Origin of the sequence: Vibrio sp. VGrn 2 (assembly GCF_009361695.1) — a bacterium.
GTDB classification, from domain to species: domain Bacteria; phylum Pseudomonadota; class Gammaproteobacteria; order Enterobacterales; family Vibrionaceae; genus Vibrio; species Vibrio diabolicus.
In genome coordinates this window covers 79,119-104,149 of record NZ_RBWD01000013.1, presented here as the reverse complement: position 1 = coordinate 104,149, position 25,031 = coordinate 79,119, and the positions used below count along the sequence as shown (strand labels likewise).

Here is a 25,031-nt window from a genome sequence, read left to right as displayed (position 1 = left end):
CCTTCATCAACGTTTTCCATTGCTCCAGAAACATCGTGATGAGAGGAGCTCCTTCCTCTGTCAGAGAGAGGTACAAAGGAAGGAGGTGGTCAATCAAAGCGTATGTGCCCTAATTGACCTTCGCGCTAGCGATTCTCGATAGGTACCCATTCTTGATGGTCTGGGCCCGTGTAATCAGCACTTGGGCGAATGATGCGGTTATTGGCACGTTGCTCATAAACGTGTGCCGCCCAGCCCGTTAAACGACTCATCACAAAAATTGGTGTGAACAGCTTGGTTGGAATGTCCATGAAGTGGTAAGCCGATGCATGGAAGAAGTCCGCATTACAGAACAGACCTTTCTCTCGCTTCATCACTGATTCCACACGCTCAGAAACAGCATATAGATGCGTATCACCGACTTGCTGTGACAGCTCTTTCGACCAGCGCTTAATCAACGCGTTGCGAGGATCACTTTCGCGATAGATGGCATGGCCAAAGCCCATGATCTTGTCTTTGTTGGCCAGCATTTTCATGATGTTCGCTTCCGCCTCGTCTGGCGTTTGCCAATCTTCAATCATTTCCATCGCTGCTTCGTTTGCGCCGCCATGAAGTGGCCCGCGAAGCGTACCGATTGCTGCCGTGATACAAGAATGAATGTCTGACAACGTTGATGCACAAACACGCGCTGCAAAAGTTGATGCGTTGAATTCATGCTCAGCGTAAAGGATTAAGGAACAGTGCATCACTTGCTTGTGTAGCGCTGATGGCTCTTTATCTGTAAGCAATCGCAAGAAGTAACCGCCGATGCAGTCTTCGGTTTGATCTTCTGTATCGATACGAACGCCATCGTGACTAAAACGATACCAGTAGCAGATGATAGCTGGGAAAAGCGCTAGCATACGTTCCGTCGAATGCAATTGCTCATCGAAGCTCATTTCTTGCTCTAGGTTTCCTAACACAGAACAACCAGTGCGCATCACATCCATTGGATGAGCAGTGGCAGGAATAAGCTCTAACGCTTGCTTAAGCTCAGTTGGTAAGCCGCGAAGGTTTAAGAGATGTGTCTTGTACGCATCCAGTTCTTTCTGAGTTGGTAAGTGACCGCGTAACAGAAGATGTGCAACTTCTTCAAATTGAGCATTATTGGCAAGGTCAGTAATATCGTAACCGCGATAAGTCAGACCGGTCCCCGTTTTTCCGACAGTACATAAAGCTGTGCTTCCGGCGCTTTGACCGCGTAGGCCTGCACCACCTAACTCTGCTTTCTTTTCTGCAGTTTGAGACATTGTTTGAACTCCTTTTCTGTCTGGCTTTGCCCTCTTTGGAGCGTTTTTTAGCCAGACGAATTTCACGTTATTGAATTAGATAAATTCCGATTATCTTTTCTTGGGCTTCCGTCTATCTTTTCTTTTCCCGCTATTTTCCTTCAGAGAATAGCTGGTCAAGTTTGTCTTCGTAATCGTGGTAGTTCAGGTGCTGATACAACTCTTTGCGTGTTTGCATTGAATCAACCAAAGCTTCCTGATTGCCCACTTCTAGCAAATGCTTATAAACCGTTTCAGCGGCTTTGTTCATGGCTCGGAACGCACTTAACGGGTAAAGCACCATATCGACTTTCGCTTTTGCAAGCTCGTCGCAGCCGTACAGTGGCGTTGCGCCGAACTCGGTAATGTTGGCCAGAATAGGAACGTGCTTTCCAGTTGCTTGCTCAAGTGCGTTTGAGAACTGAAGGTACTGATCCAGCTTGGTCATCGCTTCTGGGAAGATCATGTCTGCGCCAGCTTCCACACACGCAATCGCACGCTCAATTGCACTGTCCATGCCTTCAACAGCTAGCGCGTCTGTACGAGCCATAATCACGAAGCTTTCATCATTGCGTGCGTCAACCGCGGCTTTTACGCGATCAACCATCTCTTGCTGGCTCACAATTGCTTTGTTCGGACGGTGCCCACAACGTTTCTGTGCGACTTGATCTTCCATATGAACCGCAGCAGCACCCGCCTTTTCCATTGCTTTGATCGTGCGAGCAATATTAAATGCGCCTCCAAAACCGGTGTCGATGTCGACCAATAGCGGTAAATCACACGCGTTAGTGATGCGATCAACATCGACCAGTACGTCGTTCAATGTTGTAATACCGAGATCCGGCAATCCGTATGACGCGTTTGCAATACCGCCGCCAGACAAATAAATCGCTTGATGCCCCAAGTTTTTCGCCATCATGGCGCAGTAAGGGTTAATGGTGCCGACAATTTGCAGCGGATTGTTTTGTTCAATGGCGAGTCTGAACTTCGCTCCCGGTGTTAAGCTCATGACGAATTCCTTCTAGTCTTTGTCTAAACTTTCTGTATGTATAATTTGCGATTGGATGAGCTTTCGACTTCCTGAGATGTGTCTTCTCATCAGCATTTCTGCAAGCTCTTCATCGCGATTGCGAATGGCTTCCAGAATGAATTTGTGTTCAGTCAGCGCTTCGTTTGGACGAGATTGCGCGCGCGGTGACTGATAGCGGTACATGCGTAACAAGTGGTAAAGCTCGTCGCACAGCAGAGAAATCAGCTTGCTGTTTCGGCTTGCTTGGATGATGCGATAGTGAAAATCAAAATCTCCATGCTGATGGAAGTAAGAGGCTCCTTCCACTTGATCAATGTGCTTAGAATGTGTCGACAATAGCATTTCCAAGCTCAAGAGCTCTTCTTGCGTAATATGTCGCGCTGCTAACCTTGCCGCCATACCTTCTAACGCTTCGCGAACCGCATAGAGTTCTATCAGCTTTTCTGGAGAAAAAGTGGTCACTCTAGCCCCGACATGAGGAATACGTTCAATGAGCCCTAGCCCCTCTAAACGCATTAATGCTTCACGCAAAGGGCCACGGCTGACTTGATATTTCTTCGCCAGTTCAGGCTCCGAGATTTTATGACCAGGCTTAACATCGCCATTCACAATGACTTCAATCAGTGTTTCTGTCAGTGTTTCTGACTTGGTGTGTTCTTTCTCAGAACCCAGTACTTTATAACGAGTTTTCAACTCAGAGTTCATACTCAGATACTCACGTTACCGACATCAAAATGTCTACAATTTCTTAACCTGAATATAAAGTAGTCGATCAAAGTGTCGACAATCAAGTAAATTGTCGACAATTTAGACTAAGGTCGTAATTTAAATCGATGAAAATCATCTATTACGAGCTAAATTGAGGGGTAATTGCGAAGGAAAAAGAAAATTGTCGACAACTAAACACCTCTTAATATTATGATATAAAAGAAAAACAATTAAGCTGTCGAACAATTAAGGATACAAAAGGTTATTCTTTAGATGAAAATTGCTCAAAAACTTGCTGCGATGTCATCTTTTGTGAGGTGGGATTGAGGTCATAATACGCGGGCTTTTCATCGGTAAAGATCTCTAATGAGAGTTTGAAATCTGGATTGTCGAACAAACCAGCGGAGAGAATGTACTCGCCTGTCGGTAACAAATGATAGAAAAGGTTTGTGCCGCATTCGCCACAAAAACCTCTCACCGCCCAGTCAGACGATTGATAACGCTTTGGCTCGGCCCCCTTAAACGTTACGTTAGGACCACAATGCACAGCATGGAGTGCTCCACTCGACCATTTTCGACACATCGAGCAGTGGCATAGACTCACTTCATTCTTAGCATCTGCGGTCACTTCAATAGCGCCGCACAAACATGTCCCTTTCATTCTCTGTTTCCTTATTCGTTTGATGTCATTCCATTATGACGCAATTGTTAGCACGCACGCGTGATGTGCAACCAATTTTTCAGCGTGAACTTTATGAACAAAATACCCATTATGCTCAATATTCTCTTTATCGACGTTTTAAAGACATCAATTTAACACTTGATTAACCTTTGACACATCAGCATCCAGTTCGAGTTAAAAGCTGAAACAAAAATAAGACTCATCTAAAAATAGAGTCACCAACATAAGGAACGTGAACATGTTAAAGGTAATCAAACCAACGCTCGCCGCATCGATCATCGCAGCTTCATTTTCATTTAACGCTTTTGCTGCTGATGTAGAAAAAATGCATTTCTTGATCCCTGGAGGTGCCGGTGGCGGCTGGGACATGACCGCACGAGGTACAGGTGATGTGCTACTTAAATCAGACATCGTTGAGACGGTATCTTTCCAAAACCTTTCTGGTGGCGGCGGCGGTAAAGCCATTGCGCACTTGATTGAAACGGCAGATCGCCAAGAAGATACGCTGATGGTGAATTCAACACCGATCGTCGTTCGCTCTCTAACAGGTATTTTCCCTCAATCCTTTAGAGATCTCACTCCCGTTGCAGCCACCATCGCGGATTACGGTGCCATCGTAGCCTCTGTTGATTCGCCATACAATTCTTGGGAAGACGTAATAAAAGCATTTGAATCTAACCCTCGCAAAGTGAAAATTGCGGGTGGCTCTGCTCGTGGCTCGATGGACCACCTCGTCGTTGCCGCCGCATTTAAAGGCGAAGGATTTGATGCGCGTAAAGTTCGTTACATCGCTTACGATGCGGGCGGTAAAGCCATGGCAGCCCTTCTTTCAGGCGAAACTCAACTGCTCTCTACGGGCCTAGGTGAAGTACTGGAGATGTCAAAATCTGGTCAAGTCAAAGTGCTAGCGGTAACTGCACCAAAACGCCTAGAAGCCGCACCAAACATCCCTACGCTAACAGAATATGGTAACGAAACTGTCTTCGCTAACTGGCGTGGATTCTTTGCTGCACCAGGTACTAGCCAAGAAAAGCTGGATGAATGGAATGCAGCATTTACCAAAATGTACAACACTGACGAATGGCAAGTCGTCCGTGACCGCAATGGTTGGATAGACAACTACAAGGCGGACAAAGCGTTCTTCGCGTTCCTTGAAGAGCAAGAGCAGCAAATGGGTGACCTAATGCGCGAGTTAGGCTTCCTAAAGTAACAGTCGAACTGGGTCCCTCAGATACCAACCTCACCCAATAACGTGGGGTTGGTATTTCCCCAACGGTATTTGCACTCTAAGTTTCACCGTATATGGATATTGTCGACAATCGGCATGCACACTCCTTTGTTTATATACCCAAAGCAGCTCGACTAGCAGCGAAATGCTTAATTGTTAATGGTTTAGTTTATTCATTAACGTCCATATGCGGTCTTTTTTATTTTTGTTAGGAGTTGAATATGTCTCGTTCAACCAACTTTTTCACCAAAGAATATTTGCTCTGTCGTGACCGTGTCGGCGCAATGATCTTTCTACTCTTCTGTCTTTGCTACGGTTATCAAACCTCGCAAATTCCATTGTTCCCTGGTGATGAATACGAACCGTTCACCGCACGTACTTTGCCAACCATCCTGACTTACGTTGGTGCAGGCCTTTCTTTGTTATTGCTGGTAACAGGACAACCAGATAAACAAAGTGGCGCGGTGCTGAACTTTAATTGGAAGTTACTGATCGCTTTCTTGGTTTTGATGGCGCTTTACGGCGTAGGCCTGACTTACCTAGGCTTTGTTATAGCTACTGGCTTCTTTTTATTGGCTGGCTTTTATCTGCTGGGGGAAAGACGTAAACCCGTTCTGTTCGGCGCGTCGTTTCCATTCGTGATCGCGTTCTATTTATTACTCACTCAAGGTTTGGACATCTATCTCGAACCGGGTTTGATTTTCACCATCTGGTAGTCAAAGAAAGGACTGAATTATGTTAGATGGAATTCTACAAGGTTTATCCACTGCAGTAATGCCAATGAACATCATGATGGTGATCGTTGGTTGTTTCGTCGGTACATTTATCGGCATGTTACCTGGGCTTGGGCCGATCTCAGCCATTGCTTTGATGATCCCAATTACTTATGGCCTAGAGCCCTCTTCTGGCCTTATTTTGATGGCGGGTGTTTATTACGGTGCGGTATTTGGTGGTTCTACATCGTCGATTTTAATTAACGCGCCGGGTTGTTCTTCAACCGTGGTGACAGCATTCGACGGCTACCCGATGGCTCAAAAAGGCCAAGCAGGTAAAGCATTAGCTTTGGCAGCTTATTCTTCTTTCACTGGCGGTACGCTATCTGCCATTATGTTGCTTGTCGCAGCACCAGCATTGGCTAGCGTTTCACTTAGCTTCCAATCGTCAGACTATTTTGCGTTGATGCTACTTGGGTTATCAGCAGTCGCGGCTTTTGCGGGGAAAGGTCAGGTCATCAAAGCGTGGATGATGACCATTCTTGGTTTGATGCTATCTACAGTTGGTATCGATAAAGGCGTAGGCGTTGAACGCTTTACCTTCGGTTTAACGGATTTAATGGATGGCTTTAGCTTCTTGTTGCTTGCAATGGCGACATTCGCACTGGGTGAGACGCTGATGGGCATTCTTAAACCATCAAAAGACACCAGCGATGAAGAACAGGAAAAGCTGAGTAACATTGGCTCAATGAAAGTGACGAAGGAAGAAATCAAAGACGTCGCGCCTGTTTCAATTCGCTCTTCAATATTAGGTTTCTTCACTGGCGTTCTTCCTGGCGCAGGAGCAACCATTGCTGCTTTTTTAAGCTATGGTATGGAGCGCAACCTCGCACCTAAAGAGAAAAAGGAAGAGTTCGGTAAAGGCAGTATCCGTGGTTTGGTCGCGCCAGAATCAGCGAACAACGCAGCGTCTAGTGGTTCATTTGTTCCACTGCTAACGCTTGGCATTCCAGGTTCTGGTACAACAGCAATAATGCTCGGCGCGCTGATCGCTTACGGTATTCAGCCGGGCCCTCGCCTGTTTGTTGAGCATCCAGATGTGTTCTGGTCAGTGATCATTTCCATGTACTTCGGCAACATCGTGCTCGTGATCCTGAACTTACCGTTGATTCCGTACATCTCAAAGCTTTTGGCGGTTCCTAGAACGGTACTTCTGCCGATGATTTTATTCTTCTCAATCACCGGAGTTTATTTGGTCTCCTTTAATACTATGGATGTGTTCGTGATGCTGATTGTCGCTATGGCTGCCATTGCACTTCGACTCGCTAACTTCCCACTTGCGCCTTTATTGCTGGGTTTTATCCTTGGGGGATTAATGGAAGAGAACTTACGCCGCGCATTAATGATTTCAGACGGCGAATTGAGTTTCCTATGGGAGCGCCCTATTACCCTTACCTTTACTGTTTTAGCCGTATTGGTACTGGCAAGTCCACTAATCGTAAAGCTGATTCAAAAGTTTAAAGCACAACCAGTGAGCGTTGAGCAGTAATAGCTGTCTCTTTCAACCTAGATAAAGCCATCCATCGTGATGGCTGTTCTTTCTCCTATCAAATCGTTCACTTATTAAGCAAAACAATATTGACAAGTCATCGCCTATATATAAGAGTAGTTGCATGAATACACACTTAGCGCAACTTAACCAACGAATTATCATCATTCCATAGGAATGGTGGGATATTGATGCGCTCAATATTTATCGAACCCACCCATAACGGTGGGTTTTCTGTCTCTGCCGTATGGGAAATATTCTCTTGGAGGCGTTCACATGCAAAAAGTAGCGGTTTTTGGTAAGCCCGGCAGCGGAAAATCGACGGTAAGTAAAGCAATCGCGTCTGCTACCGCTCTCCCTCTTCATCAATTAGATTCCATAGTCTATAAACCAAACGGTGAGCCCATTGAGCGTAACGTTTTTGATGAAGCACATAACAATATACTTCACTCAGATCGTTGGATTATAGATGGTCTGGGGCCTATCAGATCCTTTAATGCTCGTTTAGATGCAGCCGATACTCTCGTTTATATCGATCTACCATATTCAGTAAGCTATTGGTTTGTGACGAAACGTCTCCTTAAAGGACTATTTATTAGACCCGAAGGTTGGCCTGATGGCAGTTCGGTATTGAAAGGGACATTACAAAGCTACAAAGTTCTTCAGCAATGCCCTGCATTCTGGAATGATGACTTCATGTCTCGTCTCGAAGGGTACTCTCAAAGTAAAACCGTTCATGTCATCAAAAACGTCACAGAACTGAACAATTTTGTTTTAGAGCGGGTAAAGTAAACTTCATATCAGAACACTAGAGCATGTGGGATGGGCCATCTAAAGCTCTAACAATGAAAAAGAACATAACAAGGATTGTTTATGCTTTTAGAACTAGCGCTTTTATTCGTTGCCGGCGTAGTTGGTGGGATCATTAACTCCATTGCGGGAGGCGGAAGCTTTATTACTTTTCCGGCCCTATTGGCGGTTGGTGTGCCTCCAATTATGGCCAACGCAACAAATACTTATGCTTCATGTGCAGGGTACATTAGCGGAGCCGTTGGCTTCAGAGAAGAGATCATGAAGAACAAGCAAGAACTGTTGTTCACAGTCTCATTCAGTTTAGTAGGTGGCGCTGTCGGAGCATATCTGCTGCTCAACACACCAGAATCGCTATTTTTGGAAGCCATTCCTTGGCTACTATTGTTTGCCACCGTGCTTTTCTTGACTGGTTCTCGTTTAACAATGCTTATCAAAACTGTCGCGAAAGAGCACAAACACGCAGGAATACTCGGAGCAATCGCTTTGGGTCTATTACTTGTTGGTGTCTCTGCTTACGGTGGTTTTTTCAACGCAGGTTTAGGGGTTATTGTTCTGAGTTATCTGGTAGTAGCGGGTCACCAAGATATTAATTTAATGAACGGTTTGAAATTGCTGGTATCTACGTGTGTTTCACTCATTGCTATCGTGATTTTTGTTGCGAATGGTTCCATTGACTGGCGCACAGGTAGCGTTGTTTTGGTCGGTACGTTGGTGGGTGGTTATCTTGCAGCTCGTGTATCTCGTCAACTTAATCCCAATCATATTAAAGGGTTTGTTGCTCTTTCTTCTATTCTGATCACTATCTACTTTTTCATTGATGTTTATGCTTAAACAAAGCTTGCACAAGTAGATAACACCCCAACAAAAAACGCCATCGCGAAAGATTAATGCTGATCGCTTAACGATGTTTTTGTGTCATTCCAGCGAGCCTTGGCGAGACTAGGAATCTAATAGCAGTACGCTGAGCGGCTAATGAAACTATTTTGACCATAAAGGGCTCGGATAGAAGATCCTGTATCACGCTCCTCCGTCGCTGTACAGGATGACGAGAGACATAAATATGCCACTCGCTGTTAAACGAGTGGCATTAGTCGCGAAAGATGGCGTTTTACATCAATAATAAGCGAAAGTAACGGTTACTTAATCAGCCCTACTTCTTTGTAGTATTTAAGCGCACCTGGGTGAAGAGGCGCAGATAAACCGTCTTTTACCATTTCCTCTTTCTTCAAGTTCGCAAACGCTGGGTGGAGACGGCGGAAATCATCGAAGTTTTCAAATACCGCTTTGACCACGTTATAAACCACATCTTCTGGTACCGCAGTAGAGGAAACAAACGTCGCACCCACACCAAAGGTTTGAACATCACTATCTGTGCCACGATACATACCACCCGGTACATTTGCGACACGATAGAAGCTATTGTCTGCAACCAATTTTTCTACATTAGGTCCAGCTACCGTTACGATATTACTATCACACGACGTAGTGGCTTCTTTAATCGCTCCACTTGGGTGACCAACGGTATAAATCATCGCATCAATTTTGTTATCACAAAGTGCTTTTGATTGCTCTGCTGCTTTTAACTCAGACACAAGCTTAAAGTCATCGTTACTCCAGCCATACTGGCTCATTAACACTTCCATGGTACCTCGTTGACCAGAGCCAGGGTTACCAATGTTGACGCGCTTACCTTTCAAATCATCAAAAGTTTTGATGTTCGCGTCTTTACGTGCAACGACAGTGAACGGTTCTGGATGAACGGAGAATACGGCGCGTAGTTCTTTAAAAGGCCCGCTTTCCTTAAACTTACTGGTTCCTTTGTAGGCATGATACTGCCAGTCTGATTGAGCGATACCGAGATCCAATTCACCAGCACGAATAGTGTTGATGTTATAAATCGATCCCCCGGTACTTTCTACCGAACAACGGATACCGTGATCTTCTCGCGATTTGTTAACCAAGCGACAAATTGCTCCACCAGTCGGATAATAAACCCCTGTTACGCCACCAGTACCAATCGTGACAAACGTTTCTTCCGCAGACGCAGAAAAGCCTGTTGTGAGTGCCGCTAAAGAAGCAGCAAGTGCGATTTGCTTAAACTTAAACATTGAACATCCTTTTTACCTGTGTTGATGACCGTTTAAGTATAGCAACCGTTAACAATTTGATAACGTTTGAGTTCTCATCTTTGAAGGTTGAATTATAGATATGTACTTTTTCATCAACGTAACCTACTGATAAATAATATCTATACTTGAATTGCACAAAAAAAGCGTTGTATAAACAACGCTTTGTAGTTAGTGAGATGGACGGTTACACCGTTGGGACTGACGCTCGCCACGCTTGGTTCTGACTATCTGAGATAGAGCGGAACAAGTCACGTAGCTCTTTCAATAAGCCTTCTTGGAAACCAATGTTTTCATCGGCTTTCTGTTTGGCTGCTTGTGCGCGAGTCGCTTGCACTTCATCATCTTTGCTGCGCGCTTGCGCTTTGGTTTGCTCTACATTCGAAGCTGAGTTTGCCATCTGGCCCAAAGCTTGAAGAATAGCGTTCTTCGCTTGGTTTGAGCTCATCAACTTATCGAACTTACGGCCACCACTTGTCAGCTGCGCTGTCGTGTCTGCGATATTGTCTTTCGCTAGTGAGTGCGCACGCTTAACCTGATCTTGCTGAGTTTTAGATAATCCATTGTTATTCATCAACTCTTCTGCTTGTTCAAAGCCTGCTTTTTGCGTCTTCAGTACATTATTGCTTGCCATTTCATTCTTGATTTCTTTCCCCGCTTTGAAAGAACCAAGCGCACCAATAATGGCTGTTGCACCCGCTAATACACCCGAAACGACTGCCATAGCAATCATCGCGCTTGCTGAGTTGTTTAGTTCTGCCGCTTGGCTTTCTAAACTCGCAACGTTTGCTTCTACAGCAATTTCACGCTGTAGCACTTGCTGCTCACGGCTCAATTTTGACACTTGATACAACAATGTTAGTAGCGTCAACGATTGTGATACCGCATCTGATGGTGACTTGATCACCTCTTCACCGTTAAGCGCTTTCATTGTTGTGCTCATTAGCGAACTCACCGTCGGTGCAAGAGCGCTCATTAGGTTTGCAACAACTTGAGCTTGGTTACTCACTGTAGGAGCTTTAGGCGTCTCTAACTGGTAGCGTGCTGCACCAGAAACACCTGACTCACTTTGGCTTTTAACGGCGCCTGCTTCAAGCTTTGTTTCCGGCGCTTTTTCTGCTTTGTTGGTTTTAATGGTATCGCCTAAACCATACAGTTCGCCGCGTCCCGTTCCGCCTACTTTATCTAGCATAATAAACTCCTTATACCGTTGCAGGACGGCTTAACACCGTTTGCATGGTTTCACTTTTCGCTTGGATCATTTGCATGATGACGCTCATCAGCTCTTGGAAATCTTCCATCAACTTGCCAATTTCTTCTTTAAGCTTGTCGATGACGGCCTGGCTTAAGGTCATTTTGGCGCGAAGGTCCGTGATATCTGCCTGAATCTCAGTTACGTGAGCATTGTTAGCGGCATGAACACTGTCCGTAGCGCCTTTACCTACGTTGACGGCAATATCGACAGTTTCTGCTCCGTAACGAATCGCTTTTGCGGTCGTTGTCGCAGCTTTTGTGCCCATGTCCGCCACTTTCGCCATGTTTGCAGCGGCTTTCGTAGCGATTTCTGTAACCTTTTGAGCTATCTTGCCAGCACCTTTTGCTGCAAGTTTCGCGATACCGCCAGCTGCTGCACCACCAAACGTCACAACAGCTCCGATAACCGCGACTGCGATTTCTAATGCCATTACGACTTTGTTTAGCACATCGACATTTACGCCCGCTTCTTTTAGCGCATCTTGAACGGCTGGCTCTTGCAGCGCCATGCTCACTGCTCCCATGACGCCACCAGCGATCATAAGAGCACCAGCTGCTGCACCAACACCCGTTGCCACCATTACGGCACCAACAACAATAGAAACCACCGCACTGATCCAACCAAAGATCTTCGCTGCTAAGCCTGATTTTTGGGCTTCTTTTGCAGCGGCTTCCGATTCTTTGATTTTGTCTTGGTTTTCCACCATCTCTTTTTCGTGCTTAGCTTTTGCGACCTTCACTTCCTGAATTTTCAGCTCGTTTTGAGCACTTTTCAGTTTATCCGTGATAGCAGCAAGCTCTACTTCAAAATCATCAGCAGAACCTGCGATGATTTTGACTGCAATCGAACCTGTTTGATCTGCAACTGCATGGAGAGATTTTGCGATGGTATCGACGATCTTTTGCAGCTGTGCCATGGCTTTTAGCGTCAAATCATTCACTTTGTCGCTAACAGCTGCGTTAGGTGCATCTAACTGAACTTTTACTTTTCCGGTGTTCAGTACATCTGCATCTTTACTCTTCACGTTTTCTACCGTCACAGACGGCGTCGCTGTAGACGCCGTTTTCTGCACGTTATCTAACGTGGCTTGGCCAGATTCAGGGCTATAAACCTGTGTCTGGATGCGGTCAAGTGCAATAGAACTCATAGTCTAATTACTCCTTTTTATTTCTCACCGCTTCTAACATGATGCCTGCACGCTCATGCAAATCTGCATATTGTGATTTTCCGGCAGACATCTCCTTCGCGCTGTAAAACCCACTCTCTGCTTCTGTCAGTTGTTCCAGTTTCAGGTGACATTCAGCAGAGTGAAAAGGTGGACGTGGATCATTTACGTCCACTAGCGCTGCGTAGCTGTAGGCATCTATTGCCTGCAGATACTCACCCAACTCCTGACGAGCCGCGCCAAGGCCAATGAAAAATCGCGCCTGATAATGATCAAGCATGCTGAGTAATTGAAATACTTTCGCTGCTTGCTCAATCTTTCCCGATTGGAAAAAGTTGTAACCTACGGCATAAATATGTTCGATGGTGTCCTGAGACACATCGTGCAACATTTTTAGCGTGCCTCCCTCTTCCAGAAAAGACAGCAGCTCTTCTGCTTGCATTTGGGATGGATCGGTCGCGTTTTGTTTAGTCATGGTTGTTATCCTTAAATGGCTCGTAGGATTTCTTGTAAAATACTGTGGTACTTCTGAACAAATTTGTTCATTGCTTCAACGGTCGAGTTGTATTGGGAACTGGTGTCGTTCAGCTCAGTGGTTTTGATTTGCACTTCATCGTTAAGCAACTTGGATTTGTCGCTGACCGAACTGGAAAAATTAGATAAATACTTAACATCATCTTCATCTTCATAGTTATTATTTTTTGCAGTAACACTTTCGGACTGTAAAAAGTCCAAATGTGAAATAGGTAAGAACCCTTTTTTCACTTTAGAGATAAATTCAGGCTTTATATACGTCTCAATGTTAGTGCTATCTAATCTAACTCTTGAATATTCACCACTTGTGTCTTCGATCTTAGGCATTTTCACTAATATCTCAGTTATGAAACCAAAACGGCCAGTCTTTACGATGTATTGGTCGTCATTCAGAAGGAGGCGAACTACAAGACTGTCTGGATCGCTACCAATAAAATCTTTATATTTTTCGTCGGCTTCAAAGCGACTATTAATATAATTAGTAGGGACCCAAATCTCAGTGCTTTCTGACAAATTTCTTTCCGTTAGAATTTTTTGTAAGTACTTATTTTCAGGAGAAGATATAAACTCTTCTCCATCCGAGTAACCAAAAGATTCCGCAGTGAAAAAGCTCTTAGCGGGGTTATAGCTTGCATTACTACTTTGCGCACTATGAATCGTTGATTGAACTTCACCAAATATTTTTAGACGAGTTGTAAGCTCTTCTAATTCTTCCTTTTGCTCGTTACGTTTTTCCAAGCGATTTACACGACGCTCATTTAGTGCAAGCAGCACGCGCTCATCAAAGCGATCACCAATACTAGATTCAACGACAGCCAACAAATCACGAGCCGTTAGAGAGTGCTCTGCTCTCACCTCGCGATCCGCTTTCTCTTTGTCGGTGATATTGAGTAGACGCTCTTTCAATGCCCCTAAGTTCTTGCGCAATGCCTCGTATCGCTCAGTAAATGAAGCCCCGGTAGATTCACCTTTTACTATTTTTTCAAACTGTAATCGGATGTCTCGTTCGGTGTTTTCTTTGATCAAAGTAACTTGAGCTGGCGTTATTTGTGTCTTTTGGACATCGGCTATCGCGCTGTCCTGATAAAAGTCGTCGATTTCTATATTTGTTAAACTCACCGCGAAGTTGGCGAACAGACTAGAAAGGGTCAAAGGCTCGGTTCCGCCAATGACGGTGTTAAGTGCTGCTTTTAGGTTGTTTGTTCCAGCCGCATCCCCATAAGCTGCGCTATATTGGCCTTTCACTTGAGCGGCCATTTCATCTAACGCTTCTTTAAGCTGCTGTTTAGAAATACCAGGAGTCCAGGTAATTCTGTTAACTAGCGCACTTGCGTCATCGGCGCTTAAAGTAATACCGATGCCTTGAAAACTACTTTTTAATTGAGCTGAGACTTGAAGAGCGAAACTCTCTTTAGTCAACAGGAAATCCGAGCTCTTCAGTTGCGCGAGATTAACGGAACCTAAGCTACTAAAGGCATTGCGAAGAAAAGAAATAGAAGCATCTCTCACTTCACGGGAGCTCATTTGATTAGCAAGTTCTGCAACAAAAAGAGAAATTTCTTTGGTGGCATTAGCCAGACCTGTCTCGGAGAGGTTGGCGATCTGCTCCGCTTGGTTACTCTGAGTCCCCAGATTAAATTGACTAACAAACTCAGTAGATAACGAGCTATCTACGTTTTCTGTCAGTGACTTGCTAAGCCAAGCCTGAAACTGACTTGATAACGCTTGGTTTGTTTGAACATTTAACTCGGCTGCGGTCAATTCGCCATCTGAGTTAGCACTTTGTAGCGACTTTATCCAAACAGATGCGGTGTCGGTCAATGATATACCAGCAAACGCGTTATTTTTCGCTTTTAGGTTTTCAAGTGTATCAACATAAAGCGCGATGCTTTGTGATTCCGTTTGTCCCGAGATAGTTGGCAATGAAGAGATTAGAGAGGCAAGTTGCTGAGTCTCTGCTTCACCCAGTACAGGGGTAAATGCCTCTATCAAGTTTTGTTGGAAAGTGGGTAATGGTGCACTACTCGCAGCTGTGTCTGTTGCTCCTGTCGTAGAGCCAGTCGTTTTCATATTCGTCATTTCCAAACCTCTAAATCATCATGCCGCGCATCACTGTGGGACGCTTTCTCCGTTTACCTGACGTACCTTGTAGCTGATTTTGTTGTTGCCGGCGGCGCTGGACTTCGTCTATTAGCTCTTGCTCTGCACGTTTCATGGTATCTACTGGCGCTTTTATGCCGCCAAGTAAAACATCACCCGCAACAGGACCAACACCTAAGCCTTCCAATAGCTCGTTAAAAATATCGGTTCTGTCTTCAGCTTTTCTAATGGCGAGCTCAGCGTTCTCAATCGCATCGGTAAACGGTTGCTTCATCTTGATTCCTATCTTAAAGCGGGTCATCTCATCGGTGCTGTCAGTAACAGTCGTGAGTTTTTACTTTTTCAACTTTTTCAAAGGTCTATAATCTGCCAGGCGTAAACTGTACCAGTCGTCTAGCTCATCATGGCTAGCACCGCATGCTCTTAAATAAAACTGGGCTAATCGCTGGCTGCTCATGTTGCTACCACGTAACACATCGACGTTGCCGCGAATGACCCAATCGGAGGGATAAAGTTGAACAGCATGCTCAGCTAAGAGAAATAAGCCTGCAAAAGGGTTACTCAACCCTAGGTTTGGATGCACACGTTTCAAAAGAACGATGATGATTTCTCCGTACTCCACACGAAAAACGAGCTCTAAACCCTCTACTTCAATTCGATAACCAAGTTGAATTTCACTTTTTTGCCAAAAGTATGGCGTCACTTCGATCCCCGCTTGCGCAAGCGAGAGCATTAGTTTTGTTTTCATTACATCCCCACCCTTCCAAGTGGCTGAATATTGATTTGCTGAGTTAATTCTTGAAATGACAAAACGGGCAGATCGTAGTATTCCGATTCAATAAGCTTTCGCACATATCGGCGTACATCCATAGACACAACTAACACAGGCTTATTCGGCATGCGGCTTAAGTCACCAATGGTCTGTTTCACATCACTGACAAATTGTTGCGTTACTGACGGGTCTAACGCCAAGTAACTCCCTGCTGAGGTTTGACGAATACCGCTGCGTATTGTGTCTTCGAGACTTTGATCCAATAAGTAAGCGGGCAACATGTTTTGTCCGCTCGCGTATTTGTAGCAAATGTAACGTTTCAAGCTGGAACGAATGTACTCCGTCAGCTGTACAACATCTTTCTCTTTTTGGCCCCACTCAACCATGGCTTCCAAGATCACGCGAAGGTTTCGGATGGAAATGTCTTCAGAAACCAAACGTTGCAAGATTTCCGTCATTTTTTGTAACGGGACAATGCGTTGAGCCTCTTTAACAAGCTCCGAATAACTGCCTTCCATCTGTTCCAATAGATAACGCGTCTCCTGAATACCAATAAAGTCTTGTGCGTACTCCTTGAGAACATGAGACAAGTGGTACGTTAAAATTCTGTCGGGTGTGAGAAAGCCGACATGGCTAGTCGTGAGTTTTTGCTCGTAACTTTGTGCCACCCAAATGCTAGAAATACCGGGTAGAAAATCTTCATCTTGCTCATAAGGCACGCCTAATAAGTCGATCTGCTCATTCCCTTCTGTCACCAAGAGTTGGTCTTTTACAATTCGTCCTCGTGCAACCGGAACTTCTTGTAACTGAATTAAATATTCGCCATTTTGCATCCCCTCGTTAAAACGCAGGTGGATACCCGGGAAAGGCACGCCGAGATCGAGATATAGTGCGCGCCTCACCCTTGCTAGCTCTTCATTCAATGCGACCGCTTCCAAGCTTTCCTGAAGGCTCGCGTCAAGATCGATCAAGAGTGGGACCGTCATAGCGAACTCTTCTTGCTCACCTAATTTTCCTTTACTGTTTCTAGATGGGGTTGGTTTGCTTGGCTTCGCTGCTGGTGAACCCGCCCCTTGCGAAACAAAGCTTGATAAGTCGGTACTATCTGATTCAGCCTGTTTTTTCTGTTGATAGAAAAGGAAGAAACCACCACCACCAACCACTGTGGCCAAGACCAGAAAAGTAATTTTTGGAAAACCAGGAATCAGTGCGAACAGCACCAAAAGCACACCGCCAATAAGAAGCGCACGTGGCTGAGCAATGACCTGCCCACCAATGTCCGAACCAAGATCAGAAGAGTCTTCATGAGAAACACGCGTCACGATAATACCGGCCGTAATCGCGATAAACAGAGCCGGAATTTGCGACACCAAACCATCGCCAACGGTCAAAATCGCAAACAGCTCAAGCGCTTCAGAAGCACTCATGCCTTTTTGCGTTACCCCGATCGTGACGCCACCTAAGATGTTGACCACAATGATGACCAAACCAGCAATGGAGTCGCCTTTAACGAACTTCATCGCGCCATCCATCGAGCCATACATTTGGCTTTCTTTTTCAATCAGTGATCGTCGGTGCCGTGCTTCGTGTACGTCAATCACCCCAGCGCGCATGTCACCGTCAATACTCATCTGCTTACCAGGCATCGCATCAAGTGAGAATCGCGCACTAACTTCTGCAACCCTCTCCGAGCCTTTGGTGATCACCATAAACTGAACAATGGTAATGATCAGGAACACAACGATACCGACCACTAAGTTACCGCCCACAACGAAGTTACCGAAGGTATAAACGATTTGACCAGCATCGCCTTGCAGCAAGATCAAACGGGTTGTCGTGATGGATAAAGACAAACGAAACAATGTCGTGATCAGTAGCACCGCGGGAAACGCAGAGAACTCAAGCGGCGTAGTGATATAAATCGCTAACATAAGCAGCACCACCGCAATACTCATGTTGGTGCCAATCAGCACATCCACCAGCGCGGTAGGCAGTGGCAATATCATCATAAAGACGATCGCGAGCAACATCACAGCAAGCATAATGTCTTTACGTTGCCCTACCTTGTTTAAAATATCGATCAACTTATTCATGTGATTCACTATTTAAAGATTGCAGATAGCGTCGGTGCGCTTGGCGTGCCCCATCGACGTCATTTTGTTTCCAACGAGCTTGGCTTAAGCAAAACCAGAGTCCTGCTGAATCAGGTTTAAGGTCGGATTTTAATAAGTGCTCACATACCTCAACAGCACGGGCATATCGACCACTTTGTAAACACGCCACTGCGAGCGTTTGCATCGCCTCTTTGTGTTGCGGGTCTATCTCTAAAACCGCGTCGAGAATAGAGATAGCATGCTCTGGCTTTTGGTATTGAACTTGTAGTGCCGCGTGAACAAGCAACAGTTCAATGTCTTTGGATCTCAACATGTTGGTTAGACCTGGATAAGAAGATTGAGCGCCATGGTGAGGTAGCGCTGATCCAGTTGCGTGCTTTGTAACGTTTCGGATGCTTTGATAAAAGAAGCGGAGCCTGAATCCTGTGCGAGAACTTGCAGCTGAGCTAAAGTTTCATCAAATTGTTGACGGTATTTTTCTGGACGCAGCAACTCTGAGTGCAACAATTTTGGCTTGGTTAACGCGATTAGGTATTGGTCTGAAGGCCTGAGTTCATAGAGCTTCTCTAAATGCGTAGCGACCGCCTGCCCATCAGGAAGTAATTGAAACCGCTCAGGGAAATCGGCCTTAACCTCACTATGCGTAACATGCGTGAAGGCTTCTATGCCTACGTTTAAAGTGCTTACTCGAGTCATGAGCTTGCCACATCGTTATGTAGACGAACCAAAAGCGTAAACGCTTGTTCTAAAGTCGGAAGTGTGACCTCTTCTCCGTTTAACCTCGCGGAAAAAACCAAAGTTTGCTCATCTAACAAACCAGTTTTAATTTCGAAAGGCCAGCCTTGATCGGCATGACACAAACTGAGGGCGCTTTGAATGATGTCACTGGTTTGATGCCAAGATAACGCTTGAGACAACATCAAGAATAGCTGTTCTCCGTGTCGCTCAATATGTAGTGTACCGCTTTGCTCAAAATCCAGCTGCACCCGTCCAGCTGATGAGAAATCGACGGCATCGAGCCCCATTCCTCGGCAAAATTCATTGACGGATGCATCAATCCAACTCATCTTCCCACGCTTCCTCTTCTTCTATATCAATGGCTTCGTCTAGCGCCTTTTGTACCGCTTGTATTAAATTCTGTCGTTGTTCTTCATCGGCGAATACGTCAATTGGGATTGCGCGGACTAACTTGTGGAACTCTCGAAAAAAATCGATTTTTTGTTGTACCGCCGTCAATTCCATTGCGTTAGCGACTTTCCAAATCTCATCACTGCTTACCCATCGCTGCTCTACCAACGCAATCACATCAGCCATCAAATTAGAAACTTGATAAGCCATAACTCGTCCTTTCCGGTTTAAACATTTGGAACAACTGACTCACGCGATCTTGCAACGTATTCAGAGTTTTGAGTTTTTGCATATCGGACATCAACCACTGCAACTTAACCGAGTCGATACTGCTGCCTTGAACACTAAGATCTGCACTCATGCCTTGCAGCATAAAGTCAACAGCGGTCGATACCTCCTGCTCACCAAAGCGCGCCACTACGTCTTGATAAGCGGCGCCGAGCCCTTGATAGCTATGAACGGTATCGCGATAGAAACCGCGCAGCTGGTGTAATGAGCTAAACTCTTGCTCTTGGCTGTACTCATCAGCAAAATTTGAGACGCGAATTTCCGTATCAATTTGAGCCCAAGAATCTGGGTTTTGCTCGATTCTCAGAATCGCTTGGTCAATCAGCGCTAGTAGATGTTTACTTTCTGGGCTCGCACTCAAAAACTTTTTAACGGCTTTTAACGCAAGGTATTGATGGCTTTTCTCCTCTGAAAATCCATTCAAATAAGCTTGCAATTGAGCGATGGTCGAGATATTTCCTCCCGCCATTTTTGCAGCCAGATCTTTGATCTTTTGGTTCTTTTCAAGATCAGGGACTTTTCGCAGATAGTCAGAAACGAGTTCGTGCGCTTCATTCACTCGAACGCCACTATCTTTCACTTTACGCTTGGTCAAATCTTTTTCTGCTTTTTCGGAACCGAGTGAAGTGAGCTCTTCCATCGCATCAAAAAGTGATTGTGTGGCATTGTGAACACGGACCGTTTCACCGCGGTAATTGCCTTTTCGTGAAGCGTCGGTACGAGACGATTCCAACCCGTTTTGGATAGACGCATCAAACTTTGGGTTTGTTGCGATATGATTGTTGATAATACTCATTCACTTGCACTCCTTCCGTACAATACAGGCGAATTATAGGAAGTGCGCTTTCTCGAAGCTGTCAAAATCAGACGTGTTTTTTTAGTGCGTTTTCAGTTTTCTAAAAACTCCCGACTGATATTCACTATAAATACCCCCTCATCCTTTCTATCCTCCCAACATCAATCATTGCGCATATTTTTACCTTGAACGATTTCTCATACATCACTGATATCCAACAATCTGCGATCAGGCAAACTCGTCTGATCCAAATTCGCGGGCGCGTTACGCAAGTAACCGGCACCATCATCAAGGCCGTTGTCCCCGGCGTTCGTGTTGGTGAGCTGTGTGAGTTGCGTAATCCTGATCAAACTCTGTCTTTATTAGCGGAAGTCGTTGGCTTTCAACAGCATCACGCTCTGCTCACACCGTTAGGAAACATGTTTGGGATTTCCTCAAATACAGAAGTTAGCCCAATGGGAAAAATGCATGAAGTCGGTGTTGGCGATCACCTGTTAGGTACAACGCTTGATGGGCTTGGGCGTCCTTTCGATGGTACGCAAAGCCAGGAACCAAGTGCTTGGTATCCGGTTTATCGCGATGCGCCACCACCAATGCAACGTAAACTGATTGAAAAGCCAATCTCTCTTGGGGTTCGATCCATTGATGGACTACTGACCTGTGGTGAAGGTCAGCGCATGGGCATTTTTGCAGCGGCTGGCGGTGGTAAAAGTACCCTCCTCGCAAAACTGATTCGATCCGCAGACGTTGACGTGACAGTTCTCGCCTTGATTGGTGAACGCGGACGCGAAGTGCGCGAGTTTATTGAGCATGACCTGGGCGAAGAAGGAATGGCCAAATCGGTTTTAGTGGTCGCGACATCCGATCGCCCGGCCATGGAACGTGCCAAAGCCGCTTTTGTTGCCACTTCTATTGCTGAATATTTTCGTGACCAAGGTAAACGCGTGTTACTGCTGATGGATTCTGTAACGCGTTTCGCCCGCGCGCAGAGAGAAATTGGACTAGCCGCAGGCGAGCCACCAACACGACGCGGCTATCCGCCTTCCGTTTTTGCCGCTTTGCCAAAGCTGATGGAACGAGCCGGTCAATCTGACAAAGGGTCAATTACAGCGCTGTACACCGTGTTGGTTGAAGGCGACGACATGACAGAACCTGTCGCCGATGAAACTCGCTCCATTTTAGATGGGCACATCATTCTCTCGCGCAAACTTGCGGCAATGAACCATTATCCCGCCATTGATGTACTCCGATCAGCAAGCCGCGTGATGAATCAAATCGTTGAACCTGATCATCAGGCGTCTGCTGCTCACCTTCGCGAAATGTTAGCCAAGTACGAAGAAGTTGAGCTACTGATAAAAATTGGCGAGTACCAGCATGGGGCAGATAGCCGAGCAGATATGGCGATTGCACAAAGTGATGATATACGCGCCTTTTTACGTCAAGGAACGCATGAGCCAAGTGATCTTGATGGTGCTATCGCTCAACTAAAAGGGATGGCGAACCAATGATCGAACGGTTATTAGAAATCAAACAAATTCGAGCTGAACGTGCGGATAAAGCCGTTAAGCGCCAAGAATACCGAGTATCAAATTCAGCAGCACAGGTTCAAAAGGCCGAACGTTCCGTCGAGGACTATCACGTTTGGCGTCAGGAAGAAGAAGAACGACGTTTTGCCAAAGCAAAGCAACAAACACTCGTTCTCAAAGAGTTGGAAACATTGAGACAAGAAATCGCGTTGTTGAGAGAGCGAGAAGCCGAGCTTAAACAGCGCGTTGCCGAAGCAAAAAAAGCGCTTGAGCACGAACGCTCGGTACTTAAAGAAAAACAAAAAGAGGCACGGCAAGCCCATAAAACCAAAGAAAAATTCGTTCAGTTGCAACAACAAGAACTCGCGGAACAGTCGCGAGAAAGACAATACCAAGAAGAACTCGAACAAGAAGAGTTTCGCACTGTCGATATTATCTAAAGGTTCATTATGCGCATTACTCCAACAGAAGAAACACCGAATACGCTGTACAAATCAACGCCAGAAAAAAAGCCCCTGGAACGAGAGGTTGAGCTTCAATCACAGTTCGAGCGTGCAATGACGGAGAAATCTAGCAAGGAAGAAGAATCTACCGTTGCGAGCAAAAAAGACACTCAGAGCAGAGACGAGAGCCTTCCGTTAAGACATGAAGCATCTCAAAGCCTAGACAAACAATCGAAACTTTCTAACCAAGAAGCCAGCACTTATAGAAATACCGCCACATTAAAAGACAAAAGTGACACTGTGACCAAAAATAATGTAGAGAAGCACGAAAGCTCTTCACTAAATCGCGAAGAAAGCCTGATTGAAAACAGTAAATTGCATGAGAAAGATAAGACACTTGAGAGCGATCAGGCTCCAAGCTCATCCTCGATTGAGCGCGTTGGCCCCCATTCTCAAGCACAAGCTTCTCTCGACGGTTCTCTCCCTATAAAGACCATGGAGAAATCGCTCGTTCAAGATGCAATTAACAATGCTAACTTCACGACGAAACTAACCGACACGACACACAATAAGCGTGCAACGCAGCGACTACAAGACAAAGGCAAACTAACAGATAAAACCGATAGTCGTTCTGAAACTAAATCGCTTGAGAAAGTCGAGACGAAAAGCGCACTAGTGGCCGTTAAAGCGGATGACGAAAAAGCAGAACCTCAACACCTTGCGAGCGCGGCAACACAAGGCGATGTCATTTTAAAGAGTGTCGCTTCACAGGCTCAGCCGGCCCCTGCTCGAGAAGTAAACACGTTACTCCAACAACTGGTGGACAAAATCTATGTTTCGCTGCCAACCGCATCGGACAACAAAGAGGTTCGGCTGTTTTTGAGTGAAGGACAATTAAAAGGTGGCGAAATCCACATCAAGTTGGACGCGCAAGGTTATAGCGTGACGATTCGACAAGAGCATGCCCTTTCCATTATTAGCCAGCAAGCTAGACAAGATCTTGCCGAACGCCTAAACCGATTTGGCGGTGATCAGCCACTTCGTCTAGCGATCAGCGAACAAACTCAGCAGTTCGATCAACAACAGAATGAACAACAACACTCACGCCAGAAACGTAGCGTGTATGAAGAATGGCAAGCGGAGAATGACCTATGACGCCGTTAACGATACCCAAAGTCGATTCAGACAGTATTGCGCTCAGTAATCAACTTTGTGCAAAGCAATGCCATTTCCAAGGGGCTGATGGTCAGAGCGTATCGATTACTGTTTCTCAAATCCCTTCATTTGAAGGATTCCGTTTAACCACGTTGATTGGAGGGCAAACGATCCAAGTGGATTTTTGTCGTGCGCAACTCCAGAAATGGCTTGAGTCTACTCTGAATGCTACTGCGTTTGAGTCGCTGCCTAACTCCCTCCAGTTAGCACTTTTGAGTTCTCAGATTGAACCGCATAGTGAGGCATTTAAAGCACTATTTGGTCAGTTGCCCATTCTTAGCCAGTTACAACCGTTAGAGTCGAGCCAAGTTCAAGAGCATACCTTGATGTTAACCCTCAATAAACCTAACGGCTCTCTTTGTTTGTGGGTTAGCGAAGGAGCAAACGTGCTGTTGGATGCGCTACCAAACAGCGCTTCTCTTCAGGCGCGACATCTCGTTTTACCTGTGTGGTTAAATCTTGGAAAGACCCATTTAATGTTAAGCGAATTTAATTCGCTCGAACTGGGAGATGTGATCTTTTTTGACGATTGTTATATCGCCCAACAACAAGCCATTTTTCAAGTATCTAACCAGAATCTCTGGCGCTGCCAACTGGATGACCAAATTCTTCACATTATTGAAAAAGAAACCAATATGAATGACGTAAACACTTCAGAAATGTTAACCGACCACCAGCAACTGCCCGTGGAACTCACGTTTGATATCGGCCATCAAACCATCACTCTAGAACAGCTTAACCAGCTTCAGCCTGGGTACGTATTCGAGCTAAACCAACCTGTATCTAAGCCGGTAACATTGCGTGCCAACGGCAAAATCGTCGGTGAGTGTGAACTGGTCAATGTTAATGAGCATTTAGGTGTGCGCGTACTGGAACTGTTTGGTGGCACGCAGGAGCCAGCATGATCCAGTTACCTGACGAGCTCAATCTCATTGTCAGCTTAGCACTGCTGGCACTGATCCCATTTATCGCGATGATGGCGACGTCGTTTGTAAAACTCGCCGTTGTATTCTCACTGCTGCGTAACGCTCTCGGTGTACAGCAAATTCCACCGAACATGGCGCTGTACGGATTGGCGATCATTTTGTCTATTTTCATCATGGCTCCCGTCGGTTTTGAAACCTACGACTACGTAAAGCAGCATGATATCTCCCTCGAAGATTCTGCAAGTGTAGAAGGCCTCATTGAAAGCGGTTTACAGCCTTATCGAGAGTTTTTGAAAAAACATATTCGGGAAACCGAAGCCATATTCTTTACCGATGCTGCGCGCACATTATGGCCTCAAAAGTACGTGGACCGTTTAGAGTCAGATAGCTTGTTGCTGTTGCTGCCAGCGTTTACGGTCAGTGAGCTTACCCGTGCTTTTGAAATTGGCTTTCTATTGTACTTACCGTTCATCGCTATCGACCTAATTGTATCGAATATCTTGCTCGCCATGGGCATGATGATGGTATCGCCAATGACGATTTCCCTCCCCTTCAAATTGTTACTCTTTGTCTTGCTTGACGGCTGGACGAAACTCACTCACGGCTTAGTGCTGAGTTACGGTTAATCACGGAG

27 protein-coding genes are annotated in these 25,031 nt (G+C 45.5%); 10 read left to right on the top strand and 17 right to left on the bottom strand.

What is annotated here, in order from left to right:
• Nucleotides 1-125: 125 nt before the first annotated feature.
• From prpC to D8S93_RS19465, 4 genes are all read right to left on the bottom strand, one after another.
• Nucleotides 126-1,268 carry a 2-methylcitrate synthase gene (gene prpC / locus D8S93_RS19480; protein WP_012841784.1) on the bottom strand — a complete coding sequence of 381 codons (1,143 nt, stop codon included), beginning with the start codon at nucleotides 1,266-1,268 and terminating at the stop codon, nucleotides 126-128.
• 130 nt (nucleotides 1,269-1,398) lie between these two features.
• On the bottom strand, nucleotides 1,399-2,295 hold the full coding sequence (gene prpB / locus D8S93_RS19475) for a methylisocitrate lyase (RefSeq protein WP_005395068.1): 897 nt from the start codon (nucleotides 2,293-2,295) through the stop codon (nucleotides 1,399-1,401).
• A 12-nt stretch (nucleotides 2,296-2,307) separates the two neighbouring features.
• Nucleotides 2,308-3,021 carry a GntR family transcriptional regulator gene (locus tag D8S93_RS19470; RefSeq protein ID WP_005395069.1) on the bottom strand — a complete coding sequence of 238 codons (714 nt, stop codon included), beginning with the start codon at nucleotides 3,019-3,021 and terminating at the stop codon, nucleotides 2,308-2,310.
• A gap of 265 nt (nucleotides 3,022-3,286) precedes the next feature.
• Nucleotides 3,287-3,685, bottom strand: coding sequence for a GFA family protein (locus D8S93_RS19465; RefSeq protein WP_152814943.1), 399 nt, complete (start codon nucleotides 3,683-3,685; stop codon nucleotides 3,287-3,289).
• 259 nt (nucleotides 3,686-3,944) lie between these two features.
• On the opposite strand from D8S93_RS19465, the gene D8S93_RS19460 reads away from it, so the two are divergent.
• The 5 genes from D8S93_RS19460 (at nucleotide 3,945) to D8S93_RS19440 (ending at nucleotide 8,840) form a co-directional block, all read left to right on the top strand.
• Nucleotides 3,945-4,916 carry a tripartite tricarboxylate transporter substrate binding protein gene (locus tag D8S93_RS19460; protein WP_152814940.1) on the top strand — a complete coding sequence of 324 codons (972 nt, stop codon included), beginning with the start codon at nucleotides 3,945-3,947 and terminating at the stop codon, nucleotides 4,914-4,916.
• A gap of 239 nt (nucleotides 4,917-5,155) precedes the next feature.
• Entirely contained in the window at nucleotides 5,156-5,650 is a 495-nt protein-coding gene (locus D8S93_RS19455) for a tripartite tricarboxylate transporter TctB family protein (RefSeq protein ID WP_012841781.1), read from the top strand.
• Between the two features lie 19 nt (nucleotides 5,651-5,669).
• Nucleotides 5,670-7,196 carry a tripartite tricarboxylate transporter permease gene (locus D8S93_RS19450; RefSeq protein WP_048626439.1) on the top strand — a complete coding sequence of 509 codons (1,527 nt, stop codon included), beginning with the start codon at nucleotides 5,670-5,672 and terminating at the stop codon, nucleotides 7,194-7,196.
• A 276-nt stretch (nucleotides 7,197-7,472) separates the two neighbouring features.
• A complete protein-coding gene (locus D8S93_RS19445) occupies nucleotides 7,473-7,988 on the top strand; it encodes an adenylate kinase (protein ID WP_152814936.1) in 516 nt (171 codons plus the stop codon).
• An 81-nt stretch (nucleotides 7,989-8,069) separates the two neighbouring features.
• A complete protein-coding gene (locus tag D8S93_RS19440) occupies nucleotides 8,070-8,840 on the top strand; it encodes a sulfite exporter TauE/SafE family protein (RefSeq protein ID WP_193621649.1) in 771 nt (256 codons plus the stop codon).
• Nucleotides 8,841-9,145: 305 nt separating this feature from the next.
• On the opposite strand, the gene D8S93_RS19435 is transcribed toward D8S93_RS19440, so the two are convergent.
• From D8S93_RS19435 to sctW, 13 genes are all read right to left on the bottom strand, one after another.
• Nucleotides 9,146-10,117 carry a TAXI family TRAP transporter solute-binding subunit gene (locus D8S93_RS19435; protein WP_006741544.1) on the bottom strand — a complete coding sequence of 324 codons (972 nt, stop codon included), beginning with the start codon at nucleotides 10,115-10,117 and terminating at the stop codon, nucleotides 9,146-9,148.
• A gap of 205 nt (nucleotides 10,118-10,322) precedes the next feature.
• A complete protein-coding gene (gene vopD / locus D8S93_RS19430; RefSeq protein WP_139060556.1) occupies nucleotides 10,323-11,327 on the bottom strand; it encodes a type III secretion system translocon subunit VopD in 1,005 nt (334 codons plus the stop codon).
• 10 nt (nucleotides 11,328-11,337) lie between these two features.
• Complete coding sequence (gene vopB, locus D8S93_RS19425) at nucleotides 11,338-12,537, bottom strand: type III secretion system translocon subunit VopB (protein WP_152814930.1); 1,200 nt, start codon at nucleotides 12,535-12,537, stop codon at nucleotides 11,338-11,340.
• Nucleotides 12,538-12,544: 7 nt separating this feature from the next.
• Nucleotides 12,545-13,030, bottom strand: coding sequence for a SycD/LcrH family type III secretion system chaperone VcrH (vcrH, locus tag D8S93_RS19420; RefSeq protein WP_005395089.1), 486 nt, complete (start codon nucleotides 13,028-13,030; stop codon nucleotides 12,545-12,547).
• A gap of 11 nt (nucleotides 13,031-13,041) precedes the next feature.
• On the bottom strand, nucleotides 13,042-15,159 hold the full coding sequence (locus D8S93_RS19415) for a virulence-associated V antigen (RefSeq protein WP_319803048.1): 2,118 nt from the start codon (nucleotides 15,157-15,159) through the stop codon (nucleotides 13,042-13,044).
• 19 nt (nucleotides 15,160-15,178) lie between these two features.
• The gene (locus tag D8S93_RS19410) at nucleotides 15,179-15,463 is read right to left on the bottom strand and encodes an LcrG family type III secretion system chaperone (RefSeq protein WP_005395092.1); all 285 of its coding nucleotides are present in this window, start codon (nucleotides 15,461-15,463) and stop codon (nucleotides 15,179-15,181) included.
• Between the two features lie 60 nt (nucleotides 15,464-15,523).
• Nucleotides 15,524-15,937: an LcrR family type III secretion system chaperone gene (locus tag D8S93_RS19405; protein ID WP_152814924.1), complete on the bottom strand. Its 414-nt coding sequence runs from the start codon at nucleotides 15,935-15,937 to the stop codon at nucleotides 15,524-15,526.
• Complete coding sequence (gene vcrD, locus D8S93_RS19400; protein WP_101911963.1) at nucleotides 15,937-18,063, bottom strand: SctV family type III secretion system export apparatus subunit VcrD; 2,127 nt, start codon at nucleotides 18,061-18,063, stop codon at nucleotides 15,937-15,939. Before vcrD ends, D8S93_RS19405 begins: the two co-directional genes overlap by 1 nt.
• Entirely contained in the window at nucleotides 18,047-18,388 is a 342-nt protein-coding gene (vscY, locus tag D8S93_RS19395) for a type III secretion system chaperone VscY (protein WP_005395110.1), read from the bottom strand. Before vscY ends, vcrD begins: the two co-directional genes overlap by 17 nt.
• A gap of 5 nt (nucleotides 18,389-18,393) precedes the next feature.
• A complete protein-coding gene (gene vscX / locus D8S93_RS19390) occupies nucleotides 18,394-18,771 on the bottom strand; it encodes a type III secretion system protein VscX (protein WP_152814921.1) in 378 nt (125 codons plus the stop codon).
• Nucleotides 18,768-19,142 (bottom strand): type III secretion chaperone SycN, encoded by a 375-nt coding sequence (gene sycN / locus D8S93_RS19385; protein ID WP_046874927.1) that lies wholly within the window; start codon nucleotides 19,140-19,142, stop codon nucleotides 18,768-18,770. Before sycN ends, vscX begins: the two co-directional genes overlap by 4 nt.
• On the bottom strand, nucleotides 19,129-19,413 hold the full coding sequence (locus D8S93_RS19380; protein ID WP_012841775.1) for a TyeA family type III secretion system gatekeeper subunit: 285 nt from the start codon (nucleotides 19,411-19,413) through the stop codon (nucleotides 19,129-19,131). The genes sycN and D8S93_RS19380 overlap by 14 nt, the downstream gene beginning before the upstream one ends.
• Nucleotides 19,394-20,287, bottom strand: coding sequence for a type III secretion system gatekeeper subunit SctW (gene sctW, locus D8S93_RS19375; protein ID WP_048626445.1), 894 nt, complete (start codon nucleotides 20,285-20,287; stop codon nucleotides 19,394-19,396). Before sctW ends, D8S93_RS19380 begins: the two co-directional genes overlap by 20 nt.
• Nucleotides 20,288-20,472: 185 nt before the next feature.
• Here sctW and vscN point away from each other — a divergent pair, with 185 nt between their 5' ends.
• The 5 genes from vscN to vscR are packed head-to-tail and all read left to right on the top strand — an operon-like array spanning nucleotide 20,473 to nucleotide 25,023.
• The gene (gene vscN, locus D8S93_RS19370; RefSeq protein WP_005395117.1) at nucleotides 20,473-21,795 is read left to right on the top strand and encodes a SctN family type III secretion system ATPase VscN; all 1,323 of its coding nucleotides are present in this window, start codon (nucleotides 20,473-20,475) and stop codon (nucleotides 21,793-21,795) included.
• On the top strand, nucleotides 21,792-22,253 hold the full coding sequence (locus D8S93_RS19365) for a type III secretion protein (RefSeq protein WP_152814918.1): 462 nt from the start codon (nucleotides 21,792-21,794) through the stop codon (nucleotides 22,251-22,253). The genes vscN and D8S93_RS19365 overlap by 4 nt, the downstream gene beginning before the upstream one ends.
• A 9-nt stretch (nucleotides 22,254-22,262) precedes the next feature.
• On the top strand, nucleotides 22,263-23,411 hold the full coding sequence (locus tag D8S93_RS19360) for a type III secretion system needle length determinant (protein WP_152814915.1): 1,149 nt from the start codon (nucleotides 22,263-22,265) through the stop codon (nucleotides 23,409-23,411).
• Nucleotides 23,408-24,376 carry a type III secretion system cytoplasmic ring protein SctQ gene (gene sctQ / locus D8S93_RS19355; RefSeq protein ID WP_152814913.1) on the top strand — a complete coding sequence of 323 codons (969 nt, stop codon included), beginning with the start codon at nucleotides 23,408-23,410 and terminating at the stop codon, nucleotides 24,374-24,376. The genes D8S93_RS19360 and sctQ overlap by 4 nt, the downstream gene beginning before the upstream one ends.
• Nucleotides 24,373-25,023, top strand: a complete 651-nt coding sequence (vscR, locus tag D8S93_RS19350; RefSeq protein ID WP_005377232.1) for a SctR family type III secretion system export apparatus subunit VscR — start codon at nucleotides 24,373-24,375, stop codon at nucleotides 25,021-25,023. Before sctQ ends, vscR begins: the two co-directional genes overlap by 4 nt.
• Nucleotides 25,024-25,031 lie beyond the last annotated feature (8 nt).

Coding starts and splice junctions, on each gene's coding strand:
- prpC (WP_012841784.1), bottom strand. CDS start 1,268: ATGTCTCAAACTGCAGAAAAGAAAGCAGAGTTAGGTGGTGCAGGCCTA.
- prpB (WP_005395068.1), bottom strand. CDS start 2,295: ATGAGCTTAACACCGGGAGCGAAGTTCAGACTCGCCATTGAACAAAAC.
- D8S93_RS19470 (WP_005395069.1), bottom strand. CDS start 3,021: ATGAACTCTGAGTTGAAAACTCGTTATAAAGTACTGGGTTCTGAGAAA.
- D8S93_RS19465 (WP_152814943.1), bottom strand. CDS start 3,685: ATGAAAGGGACATGTTTGTGCGGCGCTATTGAAGTGACCGCAGATGCT.
- D8S93_RS19460 (WP_152814940.1), top strand. CDS start 3,945: ATGTTAAAGGTAATCAAACCAACGCTCGCCGCATCGATCATCGCAGCT.
- D8S93_RS19455 (WP_012841781.1), top strand. CDS start 5,156: ATGTCTCGTTCAACCAACTTTTTCACCAAAGAATATTTGCTCTGTCGT.
- D8S93_RS19450 (WP_048626439.1), top strand. CDS start 5,670: ATGTTAGATGGAATTCTACAAGGTTTATCCACTGCAGTAATGCCAATG.
- D8S93_RS19445 (WP_152814936.1), top strand. CDS start 7,473: ATGCAAAAAGTAGCGGTTTTTGGTAAGCCCGGCAGCGGAAAATCGACG.
- D8S93_RS19440 (WP_193621649.1), top strand. CDS start 8,070: ATGCTTTTAGAACTAGCGCTTTTATTCGTTGCCGGCGTAGTTGGTGGG.
- D8S93_RS19435 (WP_006741544.1), bottom strand. CDS start 10,117: ATGTTTAAGTTTAAGCAAATCGCACTTGCTGCTTCTTTAGCGGCACTC.
- vopD (WP_139060556.1), bottom strand. CDS start 11,327: ATGCTAGATAAAGTAGGCGGAACGGGACGCGGCGAACTGTATGGTTTA.
- vopB (WP_152814930.1), bottom strand. CDS start 12,537: ATGAGTTCTATTGCACTTGACCGCATCCAGACACAGGTTTATAGCCCT.
- vcrH (WP_005395089.1), bottom strand. CDS start 13,030: ATGACTAAACAAAACGCGACCGATCCATCCCAAATGCAAGCAGAAGAG.
- D8S93_RS19415 (WP_319803048.1), bottom strand. CDS start 15,159: ATGAAAACGACTGGCTCTACGACAGGAGCAACAGACACAGCTGCGAGT.
- D8S93_RS19410 (WP_005395092.1), bottom strand. CDS start 15,463: ATGAAGCAACCGTTTACCGATGCGATTGAGAACGCTGAGCTCGCCATT.
- D8S93_RS19405 (WP_152814924.1), bottom strand. CDS start 15,937: ATGAAAACAAAACTAATGCTCTCGCTTGCGCAAGCGGGGATCGAAGTG.
- vscY (WP_005395110.1), bottom strand. CDS start 18,388: ATGTTGAGATCCAAAGACATTGAACTGTTGCTTGTTCACGCGGCACTA.
- vscX (WP_152814921.1), bottom strand. CDS start 18,771: ATGACTCGAGTAAGCACTTTAAACGTAGGCATAGAAGCCTTCACGCAT.
- sycN (WP_046874927.1), bottom strand. CDS start 19,142: ATGAGTTGGATTGATGCATCCGTCAATGAATTTTGCCGAGGAATGGGG.
- D8S93_RS19380 (WP_012841775.1), bottom strand. CDS start 19,413: ATGGCTTATCAAGTTTCTAATTTGATGGCTGATGTGATTGCGTTGGTA.
- sctW (WP_048626445.1), bottom strand. CDS start 20,287: ATGAGTATTATCAACAATCATATCGCAACAAACCCAAAGTTTGATGCG.
- D8S93_RS19365 (WP_152814918.1), top strand. CDS start 21,792: ATGATCGAACGGTTATTAGAAATCAAACAAATTCGAGCTGAACGTGCG.
- D8S93_RS19360 (WP_152814915.1), top strand. CDS start 22,263: ATGCGCATTACTCCAACAGAAGAAACACCGAATACGCTGTACAAATCA.
- sctQ (WP_152814913.1), top strand. CDS start 23,408: ATGACGCCGTTAACGATACCCAAAGTCGATTCAGACAGTATTGCGCTC.
- vscR (WP_005377232.1), top strand. CDS start 24,373: ATGATCCAGTTACCTGACGAGCTCAATCTCATTGTCAGCTTAGCACTG.